General features: G+C 43.6%; 15 protein-coding genes. 6 read left to right on the forward strand and 9 right to left on the reverse strand.

Annotated features, from left to right (window positions below):
• The first annotated feature begins 235 nt into the window (after positions 1 to 235).
• Positions 236 to 2,512: a glycosyltransferase family 4 protein gene (locus ABD960_RS13740; protein WP_345331729.1), complete on the forward strand. Its 2,277-nt coding sequence runs from the start codon at positions 236 to 238 to the stop codon at positions 2,510 to 2,512.
• Positions 2,513 to 3,520, forward strand: a complete 1,008-nt coding sequence (locus ABD960_RS13745; RefSeq protein ID WP_345331730.1) for a glycosyltransferase family 4 protein — start codon at positions 2,513 to 2,515, stop codon at positions 3,518 to 3,520.
• On the opposite strand, the gene ABD960_RS13750 is transcribed toward ABD960_RS13745, so the two are convergent.
• Entirely contained in the window at positions 3,517 to 5,247 is a 1,731-nt protein-coding gene (locus ABD960_RS13750; RefSeq protein ID WP_345331731.1) for an amino acid permease, read from the reverse strand. The genes ABD960_RS13745 and ABD960_RS13750 overlap by 4 nt on opposite strands.
• A gap of 84 nt (positions 5,248 to 5,331) precedes the next feature.
• Here ABD960_RS13750 and ABD960_RS13755 point away from each other — a divergent pair, with 84 nt between their 5' ends.
• Positions 5,332 to 6,000 carry a phosphatase PAP2 family protein gene (locus tag ABD960_RS13755; protein ID WP_345331732.1) on the forward strand — a complete coding sequence of 223 codons (669 nt, stop codon included), beginning with the start codon at positions 5,332 to 5,334 and terminating at the stop codon, positions 5,998 to 6,000.
• On the opposite strand, the gene ABD960_RS13760 is transcribed toward ABD960_RS13755, so the two are convergent.
• A complete protein-coding gene (locus ABD960_RS13760) occupies positions 5,997 to 6,371 on the reverse strand; it encodes a hypothetical protein (protein WP_345331733.1) in 375 nt (124 codons plus the stop codon). The genes ABD960_RS13755 and ABD960_RS13760 overlap by 4 nt on opposite strands.
• Positions 6,372 to 6,672: 301 nt before the next feature.
• Here ABD960_RS13760 and trxA point away from each other — a divergent pair, with 301 nt between their 5' ends.
• Complete coding sequence (trxA, locus tag ABD960_RS13765) at positions 6,673 to 6,990, forward strand: thioredoxin (protein ID WP_345331734.1); 318 nt, start codon at positions 6,673 to 6,675, stop codon at positions 6,988 to 6,990.
• Between the two features lie 66 nt (positions 6,991 to 7,056).
• Here the strand turns inward: trxA and ABD960_RS13770 are convergent, their stop codons facing one another.
• The gene (locus ABD960_RS13770) at positions 7,057 to 7,464 is read right to left on the reverse strand and encodes a hypothetical protein (RefSeq protein WP_345331735.1); all 408 of its coding nucleotides are present in this window, start codon (positions 7,462 to 7,464) and stop codon (positions 7,057 to 7,059) included.
• Between the two features lie 127 nt (positions 7,465 to 7,591).
• Here ABD960_RS13770 and ABD960_RS13775 point away from each other — a divergent pair, with 127 nt between their 5' ends.
• The gene (locus ABD960_RS13775; protein ID WP_345331736.1) at positions 7,592 to 8,512 is read left to right on the forward strand and encodes a DUF58 domain-containing protein; all 921 of its coding nucleotides are present in this window, start codon (positions 7,592 to 7,594) and stop codon (positions 8,510 to 8,512) included.
• Between the two features lie 237 nt (positions 8,513 to 8,749).
• Complete coding sequence (locus tag ABD960_RS13780) at positions 8,750 to 10,216, forward strand: glycoside hydrolase family 130 protein (protein WP_345331737.1); 1,467 nt, start codon at positions 8,750 to 8,752, stop codon at positions 10,214 to 10,216.
• 76 nt (positions 10,217 to 10,292) lie between these two features.
• Here ABD960_RS13780 and ABD960_RS13785 read toward each other — a convergent pair whose 3' ends face one another.
• From ABD960_RS13785 to yihA, 6 genes are all read right to left on the reverse strand, one after another.
• Positions 10,293 to 10,946: a hypothetical protein gene (locus ABD960_RS13785; RefSeq protein WP_345331738.1), complete on the reverse strand. Its 654-nt coding sequence runs from the start codon at positions 10,944 to 10,946 to the stop codon at positions 10,293 to 10,295.
• A gap of 257 nt (positions 10,947 to 11,203) precedes the next feature.
• On the reverse strand, positions 11,204 to 12,904 hold the full coding sequence (locus tag ABD960_RS13790) for a M3 family oligoendopeptidase (protein WP_345331739.1): 1,701 nt from the start codon (positions 12,902 to 12,904) through the stop codon (positions 11,204 to 11,206).
• A 64-nt stretch (positions 12,905 to 12,968) separates the two neighbouring features.
• Entirely contained in the window at positions 12,969 to 13,895 is a 927-nt protein-coding gene (locus tag ABD960_RS13795; RefSeq protein ID WP_345331740.1) for an NAD-dependent epimerase/dehydratase family protein, read from the reverse strand.
• Positions 13,896 to 13,966: 71 nt separating this feature from the next.
• Positions 13,967 to 14,575: a Crp/Fnr family transcriptional regulator gene (locus tag ABD960_RS13800; protein ID WP_345331741.1), complete on the reverse strand. Its 609-nt coding sequence runs from the start codon at positions 14,573 to 14,575 to the stop codon at positions 13,967 to 13,969.
• Positions 14,563 to 15,417, reverse strand: coding sequence for a UbiA-like polyprenyltransferase (locus tag ABD960_RS13805; RefSeq protein WP_345331742.1), 855 nt, complete (start codon positions 15,415 to 15,417; stop codon positions 14,563 to 14,565). Before ABD960_RS13805 ends, ABD960_RS13800 begins: the two co-directional genes overlap by 13 nt.
• Positions 15,418 to 15,433: 16 nt before the next feature.
• A complete protein-coding gene (gene yihA, locus ABD960_RS13810; protein WP_345331743.1) occupies positions 15,434 to 16,054 on the reverse strand; it encodes a ribosome biogenesis GTP-binding protein YihA/YsxC in 621 nt (206 codons plus the stop codon).
• Positions 16,055 to 16,137 lie beyond the last annotated feature (83 nt).

Here is a 16,137-nt window from a genome sequence, read left to right on the forward strand (position 1 = left end):
TTCACAGGTTTTTTATAAACCTAATTGATAAAAACTTGTTTACTATTAAATTTTAATTAAATGCATGCCCTTTGGTATGCTTTGTGCAACATAGTGCTTGCTGACATCATAATGGGCTTTAAAGCTTTTCAGCGCACTTTTTTGATGATCTCGTGTCCTTTTTTTCGGCCGTTCTGCCAGACACATTGTATCAAAAGCACATTTAACTAAAAATAAAAAGTAAACATATATATCAATGAAGATCGCCTATATATCTACCTATCCACCCAGAGAGTGCGGTATAGCTACGTTTAACCAAAATCTGATGCGCGCCATAAACGCCAATTTCCCGGAAAGGAAAAAACCCTCGGATGGTGGTTATGTAGTAGCCCTGAACGACTCGTCGGATATTGAAGAATATGAGTATCCGGAAGAAGTAAAATATGTAGTACGTCAAAATAACCAAAAGGATTATATCCGCGCGGCGAATTATATTAATACCAGTACGGTTGACGCCTGCATCCTCGAACATGAATTTGGCATATATGGCGGCGAAAGCGGCATCTACATCCTCCCATTGATCAACAGGTTAGAAAAACCCCTGATCTCGATATTACACACTGTGCTTAAGGAGCCCAGTTATGTGCAGCGCATCATCATTCGTGAAATTGCAGAGCAATCATCAAAAGTTGTGGTGATGAGCCAGCGCGCGGTTGAGTTTCTGACAGAGATATATGATATTCCCGAAGAAAAGATACAAATTATAGAACACGGTGTGCCTGATCTGGAAGCGCCTGTAGATAACCCGGTTAAGAGCCTTTCTTCGTTTAAAAACCACCGTGTATTACTTACATTCGGCCTATTGAGCCGCAACAAAGGTTTAGAAACCGTTATAAAAGCACTACCTAAAATAGTTGAAAAGCATCCGGACGTGATGTATGTAATTTTAGGGAACACGCATCCAGGAGTATTGAAAAATTCAGGGGAAGAGTATCGCGACTCATTAAAAAGCCTTGCTTCACAATTAGGCGTAGCCAAAAACCTGGCTTTTATTAATAAATTTGTTTCCGAAGAGGAACTGATCAACTACCTTACCGCCTGTGAGGTTTATGTTACGCCGTATTTAAACGAGGCGCAAATTACCAGCGGTACTTTATCGTACGCTGTTGGTTCAGGCGCGGCCGTAGTATCAACACCTTACTGGCACGCGCAGGAACTACTGGCTCATAATCGGGGCCGTTTGTTCGACTTTAAAAATCATGATGCACTTTCAGACATCGTGATCGAACTGCTTGATAACGACAACGCTCTTAACGAATTAAAACAGAACGCTTATCAATATGGATTACACCTGCGTTATCCCGCTATCGGCGCTGAATTTATCAAGGTGGCTCAGGAAGCCTGCATTAGCCACGATTTTAGTGATAAAATATTAAAAAACAGCATTGTTGATCCGGAGATATTACCAAACTTCAGCCTGGCGCACATATTGCGTTTAACTGATGATACAGGTATTGTGCAACATGCCAAGTATGGTATCCCTAACCTGAAAGAAGGTTATTGTCTTGATGATAACGCCCGCGCGTTAATTATGGCTATTATGGCTTATCAGCGTAACAAAAGCCAGGAGGCGTTTGACCTGCTGCCTGTTTACCTGAGCTATATTCACTACATGCAAACGGATGATGGCAACTTCCGCAACTTCCTGAGCTTTGACAGGCGTTACCTGGATGAGATAGGCTCTGAGGATTCATTTGGGCGTACCATCTGGGCTTTGGGTCATTTAATTGGTTGCGCGGCAAGCAATTCATACCGTGAGTTTGCACTGGAGCTTTTCCAAAAATCGTTCCCGCACTTTAAAAACCTGCGTTATTTGCGCGGCATGGCCAATACCATCATTGGTATAAGTTTATACCTGCAGGCTGTGCCTACTGATGAGGGCATGGTGCAGGAGCTTAACCGGCTTACCCAACCACTGGTTGACGCGTTTAACGACAGCGCAACCGACGACTGGCAATGGTTTGAAGAAGGCATGACCTATGATAATGCCATATTGCCTTTAGCGCTGCTTCACTCTTGCGAAATTACAGGAAACGAAGAAGTGCGCCAGATCGCGCTTAAATCAATGGCATTCCTGGACAAGCTGACGCTTTCAAACGGATACTTAAGTCCGGTGGGTAATGACGGATGGTATTACCGTGGCGGTACTTTCCCGGTTTACGATCAGCAGGCTATTGAAACCATGGCGATGGTGCTGATGCATTTCCAGGCTTACAAAATATTCCGCACGCCGGAGTATATCGAGAAAATGTTCCTGAGTTATAAATGGTTCCTGGGAGAAAACACGTTGCGCGCACCGCTTTATGATTATGAAACCAAAGGCTGCTGCGACGGCTTATTGCCAACCGGTATTAACCGTAACCAGGGTGCTGAAAGCACATTAGCTTACATGATATCGCACCTTACGGTATTAAAAGCCTTTGAGCTGGAATACGAGTACAACAAGTTTGGCCACAGTATCGAGATCTGCTAAATGAAGGTAGCCGTATTAGCACCGGTAGCCTGGCGTACACCGCCCAGGCATTACGGGCCCTGGGAGCAGGTGGCATCAAACATTGCCGAAGGCATGGTAAAACTGGGCGTTGACGTTACACTTTTTGCTACCGGCGATTCCATTACCGCCGGTAAGCTCGAAGCTGTTTGTGAGCAAGGCTACGAGGAAGACCGCAGCCAGGATGCCAAGGTGCTGGAATGCCTGCACATTAGTAACCTGATGGAAAAGGCAGGCGAGTTTGACCTGATCCATAACAACTTTGACTTTTTACCGCTTACCTATTCGGGCTTAATTGATACACCGCTAATCACTACTATACACGGTTTTTCATCTGAAAAGATAATACCTGTATATAAAAAGTATAATTCACGGGGGCATTACGTATCCATCAGCAACTCGGACAGGAGCTCAGAACTGGAATATTTTGCCACAGTGTATAACGGATTGGATGTGAAGGATTTTTCTTTCAATATTGAGCCAGAAGATTACCTGATCTATTTTGGCCGTATACATCATCATAAGGGTACCGCTGAGTCCATCGAGATAGCCAAACGTACCGGTAAAAAATTGCTGATAGCGGGCATTATCCAGGATGAAGGTTATTACAAGGAAAAAGTGGAGCCGCATTTAAACGATCAGATACAATACGTTGGACATGCGGGCCCGGATAAACGCAAGGAATTGTTAGGCAAAGCTTCGGCCCTATTGCACCCAATTAATTTTGACGAACCGTTTGGCATGAGCGTAGCAGAGGCTATGCTGTGCGGCACACCGGTTATTGCTTTTAACCGTGGCTCGATGCCGGAATTAATTAAGCATCAGGAAACCGGTTACCTGGTAAACAATGTTGACGAAGCCATGGAAGCTGTAGCACAGCTACCGAAAATCAATAGAAACGAATGCTATCAGTGGGCATCCTCTCAATTTTCGTGCGATAAGATGGTTAGCGATTACTATAAGCTATATCAGCAAATATTAAGTGCTTAAAGCGTTTTGTTATCCGGCAGTTGAATACCATTATCCTTACCTAACTTACTGTTTTTATAGCTGTAGGTAAAGTAGATAACCAAACCGATAACCAGCCAGGCTAAAAAGCGCAGCCAGTTGATGTAGCCCAGCTCTGTCATCAGGTATAAACAGCTTAGCAGACCTAACACCGGTATAAGCGACAGATTTTTAATAAAAGATACAACCGCTATACCGGCGCTTACAATGATGAACAGGATAAGCGGGAAACGCTCATGCACGTTCTCGCCCGACAGCAGCTCCAAAACAGGCCGGTGAAAACCGATAACCGCGCCGATAAACAAGGCAGGCACAATAAATTTACCGTTAATGTATGGTAGTTTAAAACGTCCCTGCACAGCTGCTTCACGCGGCAACAGCAATACACCACCGCACACCAGCACGAAGGCAAATAGGGTACCGATACTGGTTAGGTCAGTCACCTCGGTAAGGTTCATAAATAGAGCCGGTATAGCCACTACAAAGCCGGTAACTATTGTAGCGAATGAAGGCGTTTTAAATTTAGGATGGATGCGTGAGAATGCTTTAGGCAACAATCCGTCGCGGCTCATGCTCATCCATATGCGTGGCTGCCCTAACTGAAATATCAATAATACGCTTGCCGTTGCAATAACCGCGCTGACAGATATGACATAACTTATTTTAGTTAACCCAACCTTAGCAAATACAAACGCCAGCGGATCGCCAACCTGTAAATCTTTGTAGCTTACCATACCCGTTAGCACGAGGGCAATCAGCACGTACAGTACGGTACAAATAATCAGTGAATAGATCATCCCGCGAGGTAAATCACGCTGCGGGTTGGTACATTCTTCCGCAGTTGTTGATATAGCATCAAACCCGATATAAGCGAAAAACACGCCCGAAACACCCTTCATCACACCACTAAAACCATTCGGCATAAAGGGGCTCCAGTTGGCCGGCGTTACGTAGAAAAAGCCTAACAATATCACGAATATAACCACCGCAATCTTAAGCATCACCATACCGTTAGTAACCTTTTTGGTTTCACGAATACCGATGTAAACCAGGTAAGTTATCGCTACTACAATAAGCAATGCCGGAATGTTAGCGATCAGCTTAAAGTTACCGGCACCTGGGGCGTTAACAAATGCAGCAGCAGCATTACGCATTTTATCCGTTATATCGGCAACGTTGCCGCCTGCTGTGAGTTTTTCAATATCCTCATGCGCTTTGAGGGCGGTGTAATAATCCATCGTGAGGTATGATGGAATGTGAATATTGAACCCTTCGAGCAAATTAACAAAGTAGGTACTCCATGATATGGCTACGGCAATATTACCGATGGCGTACTCCATCAATAAATCCCAACCGATTATCCAGGCGATCAGTTCGCCAAACGAAGCATAGGCATAAGTATAAGCGCTACCTGCAACCGGTATGCGCGAGGCAAATTCGGCATAACATAATGCCGAAAAACCGCAGGTAATGGCCGTAATTACAAAAAGTATACTCACCCCCGGACCGCCATGAAAAGATGCTTCACCGATTGTACTGAATATGCCTGCGCCTATTACCGCCGCAATACCCATCAGGGTAAGATCTTTTACTTTAAGTGCTTTGGTGAGATGGGTTGAACCGCCGGAATGTTCACTGTCGCTGAAACCGCTTTCAACATCGGCTAAAATTTTTGAAACGGATTTTTTACGAAATATACTTTTCGACATTTATTAAATGCTTTATAAGGGCCAATCAACACCAAACATAACCATTTTTTTGCATAGCCGCTGTATAAGGTTTAATTTGCACTCATGAATACAGGAATAAAAAGTGTGCTTAACCGTATCAACGTTTTCTTCGTCCTGTACCTGCTGTTTTTGGTCATCTGCCTGACCATTAAACTCGTTTATACGCGCGAGGAAATATATTTCGCTGTAAATAGCCGCTATAACGAAGCCGCCGACCTGTTTTTTCGCTATTATACCAACATAGGCGATGGCTTGTTTACCATCGCGATTGCTATTGTGCTTTTATTATTTTTCAGCTACCGCAAAGCGTTTTTATTGGCTACAAGTTATGCGTTATCATCGCTCATAGCCCAGGTGCTCAAGTTCGCCTTTGATGCGCCCCGCCCCAAGCTTTATTTCTCGACCCGGTTAGAGGGTATACACTTTGTAAAGGATGTAAACATTTATACATTGCACAGCTTCCCTTCGGGCCATTCGGTCACCGCTTTTTCAACCGCTGTAGTGCTTTGCTATTTTCTGAGGCAAAAAGCCTGGGGCATCGCTTTGCTGCTTTTAGCCGTGTTTGCTGGTTATTCCCGCATGTATCTCAGCGAACATTTTTTTGAGGACGTAGTGGCTGGTTCGGTTACCGGGGTGATTGTTACCGTACTGTGGCTAAGCTGGATTGACAGCAAGCAGTTTTTACATTCTCATAAATGGCAAAATGCGTTATTAAGGAAAAAAGCGCTTTAGATATCGTCACTGTCGCGCGTCAGCGGCGTTTCGCCTTGCAGAAATATAGTACCCTGGTTTTGATCGATGTAGTAATCCCAACTGATAGTATTGTTCTCGCCGCTTTCAATACCTGAGCAGGTAAAACTATAATTCACTCTGAACCGGCACCTGAATGAGCCGGATAAACCGTTTGCCGCAGGCCTAACCAATTCAATGGTAAACGCCTTAACTTCCGGACTGGTACCCATCCCCCAGTGATAGCGCTCCAGGCGATTGCACATTAACGTGTGGTTTTCCGGTATGCTCAGCAACCGGTTCAGGAATTGTTCAGTTTCATGTTGAGTTTCGGGTACGGGTATAGATAAAGGTAGTTCCAATGTTTCAGGCATGCAGTAAAGGTAATAAAAACCTCAACCCCGGCCCTCTCCTTGAGGAGAGGGCGTTTTTACGTTACAGATCGTAAGCTTACAAAGTTTAATCTCAAACACGAACAAAGCAAATAGTTATAACTAACCAACATGTTAATAAATACTTTACGCCCTTTTGGCATAAAACTTTACCTTTAGCGTCACCCTAAAGTTAGGCTGGCAGGTATAGATAATCTGATTGTCACAATGTCAGCACCCTACTTGTGGCAAGCAATTTGATTAGTATATATTTGTATAACAAAATTAAAAAGGAAGAAAAATCATGGCTTTAGAAATAACCGATGCAAACTTCGAAGAACTTGTATTAAAATCAGATAAACCGGTATTAGTTGATTTTTGGGCAGAGTGGTGCGGCCCTTGTCGCATGGTAGGCCCGGTAGTTGAGGAGTTAGCCAAAGAGTACGATGGCAAAGCCGTTGTAGGTAAGGTAAACGTTGATAACAATCCCAGTATTTCAATGAAGTTCGGCATCCGTAATATACCAGCGCTGCTGTTCTTTAAAAACGGCGAGATTGTAGATAAGCAAATCGGCGCTGTGCCAAAATCAATTTTAGCTAATAAATTAAACGCTCAGGTATAATCCTCCTGAAGTTTTAATATAAAAATAGCGGCGCGTATGTGCCGCTTTTTTTATGCCCGTATCTTTTTAAATGTGCTCTACCAAAATGCGCATATCCATATCCGAGCAGTAGTCTTCAACACAAACGCCGCCCTTTAACGCTTGCGGATGTTCGAAAAGCCGGTCGATTATTTTTGGAATATACTTAACATTTACCTGCCAGTTGCTTAGCGTAGTACATAAATACCGGCTTTGCGTAATAACCAACGTTGGCAGGTTTAAAACCATGGGCTCCTTTTCGAACATAGGGGTAGCGCAGGCGTAATAGTAAAATTCGCCGTTATTGCATCCGCTTATTCCGAATACCCGCCTACCGGTAAAGCCGCCGCATAATTGCTCCAACTTTGCAAACGTAGCCGGAATACCGGGCTGGGTACAAGCCGACAGGTAAAAGCATTCTATATCGTCAGGTAAGTTATAAACATGAACTTCCATAGGTCGCGTCTGGTTTCATATCAAATTTAACAATCAGGCCGTTAAGTTGCAGGCGGTGTAAGCGTCATAATATAGGGTGATATGCGACATGCCGCCGTTTTAGTAATTAAATAACTACTTTAGTATTATGGCAACATTGCAAAACGATCAGCACATCAGGCAACTGGCTAACCTGGAGTTACTGGCCCGCCAGGTGGTTGAAGGATTTATTACCGGTTTGCACCAAAGCCCGTTTCATGGTTTTTCGGTTGAGTTTGCCGAGCATCGCTTATACAACAATGGCGAATCCGTTAAAAATATCGACTGGAAGTTGCTGGCCCGTACCGATAAATTGTTTGTTAAGCAATTTGAGGAAGAAACAAACTTACGCGCCTATCTGCTGCTTGATGGTTCATCATCCATGAACTATCCGGAAAAGGGACTGAGCAAAATGCAGTTTTCGGTATACGCTGTCGCATCGCTCATGTATCTTTTTAAAAAACAACGCGATGCCTTTGGATTATGCACCTTTTCAAACCGGATTGACTTTTTAAGTGCGGCCCGTTCTACAGGAAAGCACTTGTTTTACTTATTTGCCGAACTTGAAACAGCATATCAAAACACCCGCTTAAATACAACTACTGACATCGCAAACGTACTGCACCATATAGCAGCCGAAGTACACCAACGATCGTTAATCATTGTATTTAGCGACATGCTCGAAAATAATATGGATGAGCAAAAATTAAACTCACTTTTCGCGGCCATCCAGCATCTCAAATTTGCTAAACACGAGGTAATTATTTTCAACGTAACCGATAAAAAGCACGAGCTCGATTTCGACTTTGATAACCGGCCGCACCATTTTATCGACATGGAAAGCGGAGATGAAATCAAAGTACAACCTAATCGCGTCCGCGAGGCATACCGTGCATCCTTACAACACTATCGCCATCAATTGCAGCTTAAGTGCGCTCAATACAACATTGATTTGGTTGATGCCAACATTGGTGCCGGTTATAATGAAGTACTCAAAGCTTATCTCGTCAAACGAAATAAGATGATCTAGATAGTAAGTAGTAAAAGGTGAGTAGTGAGAGTTTGGCAACCAACACACAAAGATTAGCTCACAACTCACCACTCACGGCTCACTATACCATTTTTTCTAAAAAAAATAAACTAATCGCAATACAAATTGTGTTTAGTGGTATTAGGTGATTTTTTTGCCTTAAGGATAAAAAAACAAAGAAAATAGAGCAATCAAATTCCCTGTATAGCTGTTAGTGATAAAACTTATCTATTATATATGAGACTTCCTATTGTACGCAAACCAATACGAGTAAACCCGGATTCGAAGCGCGTAATAGCCCGATTTTTTTTCAATGGCAACGAGCGAGCCAAGCAGGTGATACAAAAAGTGATGGTGATTAGTGAAGATGCTGCCTTTGGCATTGTATCGCCCATATTGCAGGAGTACTCTAAACGTCACCGTAATATAACACGTGTTCTTAATCGCCATTGCAGCAAATTAAAACCATTGTTTGAAGAGCTTGGAATTGATTTCGACTCCTTGTCTGTTTACCGAAAGTTGTTGATAGGTTCATATTTTACGCATGAATATTCCATTGAGTCGGCAGCGTTTTTCAATCCATCCATTGTTGACGATCCGGACCAAACCGAACTTGAAGAGGGCGAGCGCCGCGTTATTATGAGTTTCAGGGCGGTTGGTGAAGGCCATATCTCGTCGATAACCTTCCGCAGGGCATTGTTTGATAAGAATAATAATATTACGGTACTACCTGCCGGCAACTATATTGATGAGGCCGAAATTGTACGTAATGCGGTATATAACAAAAAGCTGTTTTTCGACAAAGCCGTTGCCACGCAGATCAATGTTGATATATTAAAGGAACTGGAATCAAAGCTCGATCATCATTTTGAATATTCGAATTTGAGGCGCATCATCCTGGATTCGCAAAAATTACAGGAAGATGATTCGTACAAATTAGAATATGATAAGATACTTTGGCTGGCTGATTCATATTACGAAATTGTATTCTCTTTAGATACAGATATATCTGACCGGGTAATCTTCCCGATATCAGAGTATGAACGCAAGGGTATTGAAGACGCGCGTTTTGTAAAATTTACTGATGACGACGGTAGTACCACCTATTACGCTACCTATACAGCTTACGATGGTGCGCTGATTATGCCTAAGCTGCTGCAAACTACTGATTTTTACAACTTCCGGATTATGCCGCTGTATGGTGACGGTGCGCAAAACAAAAACCTGGCATTATTTCCCCGTAAGATTAACGGCAAATACGCCATGATATCGCGTATTGATGGGTGCAATAACTACATCATGTACTCGGATAAGATAAACATCTGGGAAAAGCCGGTTTTACTACAGGAGCCTCGTTTTACGTGGGAGTTTATACAGATTGGCAACTGTGGTTCACCAATTGAAACTGAACACGGCTGGATAATGATCACCCACGGTGTTGGCCCGATGCGCCGGTACGTTTTAGGCGCCAGCTTGTTAAAACTTGATGATCCATCTGTAGAGATTGGCCGTTTAAAAGAGCCGTTAATTATACCTAACAGCGAAGAACGCGAGGGTTATGTACCAAATGTTATTTACTCATGCGGATCAATTGTGAACAACAATAAGCTGATCATTCCTTATGGTTTGTCAGATTATTCAACATCATTTGTTGAAATGGACCTTAACGAGTTGATCAATAAATTAAAGTCTGACGGCATTTAAAAAATGCCCTTTACCTATAACAAAAAGGACATGTTCGTTAAGAACATGTCCTTTTGCTTTGGGAGTAATATAAAATTTATGACAGTGCGGTTTGCTCGCGTTTGCGGAAGACAAAGAAAGCGATAATACCTAACAGTAACGCGCCACCGCCGTAAATAGCGATCTTTCCGGATTGTGAAACACCACTTGGTTCGGTATTCACATACTGGTCAGTTCGCTGTAATTCGTTAGATGTTTTGATCGAACTAAAGAAAGCCTGATTTTCGGCCTTTACTAAACCTTTACGGCTTTCGGGATACATGTACTCAAAAGTATAGGTAGCGTCCTTGGTATAAATTACCGCGAAATCTCTTATTTCGACACCGTTACCATTATCCGCCTCCAAGCCGAATACTTTGGCCTTAAGGTTACCAATAGTGGTATCGCGTGCATTTAACACACTACCTGATGATTGGCCCTGTACTTTCGTCATGTATTCCTTAAAAACGTTATTCAGGTCCTTTTCTTTTTTCAATGGTTTGGCATTACCGTTAGCGGAGCGAATCACAACAATGTAACCTAATGAACCACTGCCTGAGTATATTTTTTGTCCTAACGTGTCTTTAACTTCATGTTCAACAGGTAGGTTGACAGATACAACACTATCAATTTTTACCGGCTTTAACTCCTGCGCACTTGCTGCAAAGCTAAAAGCCATTATGCCGAGTATAAATGATGCTATCTTTTTCATACACTAAACATTGCCATAACTATGCCAATGCGTATATTATATAGTACAGTTAACTTCATTTCAACGTAACATTTATATGAATAAATTCCGTTTATTATGCTACAGAACAAATTCATAAAAAACTGTATTACAATAAGTTGAGTAACAAAATAAACGTATTAAAAAATTTATTTAACACCCACTTAACATTGCGCAATCTTTACAAATAAAAAGCCCGTACATGTTGTGTACGGGCTGCTAAAAATTGTTGCTATTTGCTACAGTTTTTCCATTTCGCTGCGTACAAACTCCGCAAGTTCTTTAACGTAGCTTGCGCTGAAATCGAACTTGATACCGGCCGTTTCATATATCTCGCGGATAGTTTTAGTATAACCCAATTTTAAAGCGTCGAGGTATTGCTGTAAACCCTTCTCAGGATTTTCCTTGTAATTCTTCCACACCGCTATAGCGCCGAGTTGGGCCATGCCGTACTCGATATAGTAAAACGGCACCTCAAAAATATGCAGTTGTTTTTGCCACAAGTTGGCTTCGGCATCCGGGTGCTCGCTCCAGTCTACAAAGCCGGCACCAAACGGCTCATATATCTGTATCCATGCTTCGCGACGCTGCTCGGCGGTATGGTCGGGGTTGGTATATATCCAATGCTGAAACTGATCTACCACGGCTACCCAAGGCAGGGTTTTCAGTACGTCAATCAACTGATCGCGACGGGCACGTTTCATGTCCTTGTCGTTATCAAAATACACCGTCCAGTTATCCATGGATATCAGCTCCATGGACATAGAAGCCAGTTCGGCAACTTCAGAAGGGCAATGTTTAAAGTCATTCAGTTCCAGGTCTGCCGTCAGGAAGGTATGCACCGCGTGGCCACCCTCATGCACCATAGTCGTCAGGTCGCGAAAGGTGTTGGCCGAATTCATGAAGATGAACGGCGCACCGGTTTCGGCCAGCGGATAGTTATATCCGCCCGGAGCCTTGCCTTTACGGCTTTCCACATCAAACAAGCCGTTATCTTTCATGATCTCCAGGCGCTCGCCCAGGTAGCGGTTAATATTGCTGAAACACTGAATGGACTTCTCAATCAGGTCATCACCATCTTTAAACGGTTTAAGCGGCGCTTTGCCCGATGTATCTACGTCCACGTCCCATGGTTTCAGGGTTTCCAAACCTAAAGCTTCCTTGCGTTTTTCGGCCTGCTCACGCAAAATGGGTACTATCTCGGTTTCAATAGCGGCATGAAACTCATAGCAATCCTGCGGCGTGTAATCAAACCTGCCCAATGCCTGGAACATATAATCCCTGAAATTCTCGAAACCCGCATTCAAAGCCACTTTATGTCTTAACGAGCGCAGATGATCAAACAACTCGTCCAGTTTTCCCTTGTCCTGCAAACGGCGGGCGGTTATTTTTTCCCAGGCTTCCTGGCGCAGCACGCGGTCGGTACCCTTTAATAAGGCCGATGCCTGCTCCAGAGTAAATTCCTTGTCGCCGATATGCACACTCATGGAGCCGGTTATGCCCTGGTATTTTTGTTGCTCTATCTGTATCTCAGTTTGCAGCGGAATATTCTCTTCCCTGAACAATTCAAGCGCCTTACGAACGCCGCGCAGGTAAATAAAATATTTATCATCGTCCAGATCGTTCACAAATTCACTGTTAACCAGCTTCTCATTCAGCTTATTACTGTAAGGCGCTGTTTTAGGCTCTATCTCCGTAGCGAAGTACTGAAAGTTTTGCAACAGCTCCTCGCTGGTGGTATCACAGGTCATGCGGATGTAACGCCAGGCGAAATCTTCTTCCAGTGCCGCTTCAAGTTCGCTGCGGTCGCGCAGCCATTGCTCCAGTTCTTCAACTGAATTTATAGGACGGTCAACTAATTCGTTATAAACAGGTTCCAGGTTCTCCCACTTGATCTCAAGGTCAGCGGGAATATATTTCCGTGTTTTTTTATGTATCATGGTATAACGTAAACGTTTTAAAATGCTAAGTTATACAATTGAACATCATGTGTGCGTAAAAGGTTCAGCGTTTAAATTGCGTTTGCGATAAATGTATAATGCCATCGCGATAAGCGGTTGGCTTTATGTTAAATGCCTTTTCAAATTTTGAAGAATCGAATATATAATCATGATCATACTGGTAATACATTTCTACCGTACCCATAACGGTTTTGTTGAATAAGCCAACCATCCACAGCATCATTTTATTAATGCTTGAGAACTTTGGCGCAACCGCGAACACATCAGCGGCCAGCTCAATAAACTGCTTACCGGTTAAAGCCGGTGCCGATGGTGCATGCCATATCTGGTTATCACTTTCGGGTGTTTGGCCTAACACGTACATGGCCTTGCCGGCATCGGGCACATAAGTAAAGGTATGCTTGGTACGCGCGTCACCTATCCATTGGGCTTTTTGCCCTTTTGAGAATTTATCAAGCACCATCATATCAAAAAAGCTGTTCATGCTTTCGGCGCCATAAAAATCGGCGCCTCTTAAAATCGAAGCTCTTATATTACCGGATTTGGCTTCATCCATTAAAGTAGTTGCTGTTTTGGCGCGTACCTCACCTTTAACACTTGTTGGGTTGTAAGGCGTATCTTCCGTCATGGCGCCGTTAACCAGGCCGTACATGTATACGTTATCAAAAAATATCAGGCGGGCCTGAGTTTCTTTAACGGCATCTATTACATTTTGTATAATGATGGGCCATTGCTCGCGCCAAATGTCCTTATCGTACACCAAACCAGCGCATAAGTAAATTACGGCAGAACCCTTAACCGCATTCAATACTTCGGCACGGTTAAGCAGATCAGCCTTCTGCCAGCTTACGTTACTGCCGCTGAATTTCGACGGGCGGCGGCTTACCAGTTTTACGGTTTGATTATGATCGATCAGTTGGCGGGTGAGCGCATTAGCGACAGGCCCGCCCGCTCCTAAAATAGTATGCATAGCTTTGTGGTTTTGTTATATACAAAGCTACCTGTGCTAATGATTTTAAATCGTTAACAAAAGATAATAAATCAGCGGGTTGTGGTAAATATGCGCTTGCGGATGCGCGATAAGGATACGGGTGTTACGCCTAAAAAGTTAGCAATATAATGCTGCGGGATACGCTGTATTACCCCCTGCCCTTCCTGCAATAATTTAATGTAACGCTGCTCGGGCGATTGGGTGATGAACGCCTGTACCCTATCCTCATAGCAGCAGAGGTAATACTCCGCAACCAGGCGCCCAAAACGATCCATTTTATGGCTTAAGCGCGGGTGTTCAAGCAGCTTTTGTATGTTACTGTAGCTAAGGCAAACCAGCGCGGTATCTTCAAGCGCCTGTATATACACAAAGCTTGGCTCCTGCCGTAAAAAGCTTTTGTACGAGCTGGTGAGCTCGTTTGCAAAGCTAAAGTAGTTGGTTATCTCCTCGCCATCTTCGCGCACGCTGAAATAACGAACCGAGCCGGAAGTTATAAAGCCAAAATGCTGACATACTTTGCCCTTTTCAACAAAGTATTCTTTCTTTTTCAGGTCGATATAACTTAGATGATCGGTCAGAATTTGCCATTCATCATCACCGAAAGCCACAAAGCCTTCTACATGCTGCCTGAATGCTTTAAGCTGATCTACCTGATCCATACCCTATCCAACAAGAATAACACAGCAAACACCACGCTGGCTATACCGTTGGTGGTCATGAAGGCGAAGTTAACACGGCTTAAATCAGATGGTTTTACCAGCAGGTGCTGGTAGATCAACATGGCACAAAAAAACGCGATACCGATGTAGTATAAAAAACCTACATGCGTAACGAAAGCCGGCATTACAATAAATACGGCCGAAAACACGTGCAGCAGTGTCGACAGATTAAGTGCCCTAACCTTGCCCAGATAAGCCGGAATGGAATGCAGGTTTTGGCTGCGGTCAAAATCCTCATCCTGTAAAGCGTAAATAATATCAAACCCACTTACCCAACAAAAAACAGAAAGTGAAAAAAAGATCGGCGTTAAATCGAACTCACCGGTAACTACCAGGTAAGCGCCGATTGGTGCTAAAGACAAGCCTAAGCCCAATACCATATGGCATAAAGCCGTAAAACGCTTGGTGGCACTGTAGCCCAGCACCACGAGCAAAGCAACCGGCGACAGGTAAAAGCACAGTGGATTAATAAACCAGGTTGTGCCGATGAATAGCGTGCAATTCACCAGTGTAAAAATAAGCGCGTTTCGGGCGCTGATGCGGCCTGCCGGGATGTCGCGCTGTAGCGTACGTGGGTTTTTGGCATCAATATCCCTATCCAGGTAACGGTTAAAGGCCATGGCGGAGTTACGGGCGAACACCATGCACAGCACCATCATCAATAGCTTTGGCCACTCAAAAGGGTGGTTGGTTGTAGTTACCGCCAAAAAAAAGCCAATAAACGCGAACGGCATAGCGAATATGGTATGTGTAAACGTAACGAGGGATAAATATTTTTTCATGTATGGTGCGGCGTAATTAAAACTGCTTATACTCCGGTATTTCAAAGTTTTGGTTGATCTGGTCAACAAAGCCCAAAACCTCGTCTTTACCAATCTGACTTTCTGACGAGGTAATAAAATGTTGTGGAACCTCCTCAAAAGTGGCCATCAAAGCCTTGCGGAACTTGGCTACATTCTGATCCGTTTTTATGGCGGATTGTTTGTCGGCCTTGGTAAATATCAGCACGAATGCCAGGCCATGTTCGCCCAGCCAGTTGCAAAATTCCAGATCGATCTTTTGCGGTTCCAGACGGCTGTCAATCAAAACCATAACGCATTGCAGGCTTTCGCGCTTATCAAGATAGGTGCGAATGAATTTATTCCAGTCTTCTTTTTTGCTTTTAGAGATGCGGGCGTAACCATAACCCGGCAAATCAACCAGGTACCAATCGTCATTAATTAGAAAATGATTGATCAGCTGCGTTTTACCCGGTGTTTGCGAGGTTTTCGCCAAACCCTTTTTGCCTGTAAGCATATTAATGAGCGATGACTTTCCCACATTTGAACGCCCGATAAAAGCGTACTCAGGCTTTACCGGTGGTGGTAGCTTGGATATTTGTGTATTGCTGCAAATAAATTCCGCTGATTTGACGATCATAACTGCAAAGATAGGCATAAGTGTTTACACACAACTAAAGCCGCGCTAAAATACAAGCTGCCATCTACAGCGTTAAGTATATT

The sequence above is a fragment of the Mucilaginibacter defluvii genome, from assembly GCF_039543225.1.
GTDB classification, from domain to species: Bacteria; Bacteroidota; Bacteroidia; order Sphingobacteriales; family Sphingobacteriaceae; genus Mucilaginibacter; species Mucilaginibacter defluvii.

Excerpts from the sequence above, each read along its gene's own strand:
- ABD960_RS13740 (WP_345331729.1), top strand. The coding sequence starts at position 236 with ATGAAGATCGCCTATATATCTACCTATCCACCCAGAGAGTGCGGTATA.
- ABD960_RS13745 (WP_345331730.1), top strand. The coding sequence starts at position 2,513 with ATGAAGGTAGCCGTATTAGCACCGGTAGCCTGGCGTACACCGCCCAGG.
- ABD960_RS13750 (WP_345331731.1), bottom strand. The coding sequence starts at position 5,247 with ATGTCGAAAAGTATATTTCGTAAAAAATCCGTTTCAAAAATTTTAGCC.
- ABD960_RS13755 (WP_345331732.1), top strand. The coding sequence starts at position 5,332 with ATGAATACAGGAATAAAAAGTGTGCTTAACCGTATCAACGTTTTCTTC.
- ABD960_RS13760 (WP_345331733.1), bottom strand. The coding sequence starts at position 6,371 with ATGCCTGAAACATTGGAACTACCTTTATCTATACCCGTACCCGAAACT.
- trxA (WP_345331734.1), top strand. The coding sequence starts at position 6,673 with ATGGCTTTAGAAATAACCGATGCAAACTTCGAAGAACTTGTATTAAAA.
- ABD960_RS13770 (WP_345331735.1), bottom strand. The coding sequence starts at position 7,464 with ATGGAAGTTCATGTTTATAACTTACCTGACGATATAGAATGCTTTTAC.
- ABD960_RS13775 (WP_345331736.1), top strand. The coding sequence starts at position 7,592 with ATGGCAACATTGCAAAACGATCAGCACATCAGGCAACTGGCTAACCTG.
- ABD960_RS13780 (WP_345331737.1), top strand. The coding sequence starts at position 8,750 with ATGAGACTTCCTATTGTACGCAAACCAATACGAGTAAACCCGGATTCG.
- ABD960_RS13785 (WP_345331738.1), bottom strand. The coding sequence starts at position 10,946 with ATGAAAAAGATAGCATCATTTATACTCGGCATAATGGCTTTTAGCTTT.
- ABD960_RS13790 (WP_345331739.1), bottom strand. The coding sequence starts at position 12,904 with ATGATACATAAAAAAACACGGAAATATATTCCCGCTGACCTTGAGATC.
- ABD960_RS13795 (WP_345331740.1), bottom strand. The coding sequence starts at position 13,895 with ATGCATACTATTTTAGGAGCGGGCGGGCCTGTCGCTAATGCGCTCACC.
- ABD960_RS13800 (WP_345331741.1), bottom strand. The coding sequence starts at position 14,575 with ATGGATCAGGTAGATCAGCTTAAAGCATTCAGGCAGCATGTAGAAGGC.
- ABD960_RS13805 (WP_345331742.1), bottom strand. The coding sequence starts at position 15,417 with ATGAAAAAATATTTATCCCTCGTTACGTTTACACATACCATATTCGCT.
- yihA (WP_345331743.1), bottom strand. The coding sequence starts at position 16,054 with ATGATCGTCAAATCAGCGGAATTTATTTGCAGCAATACACAAATATCC.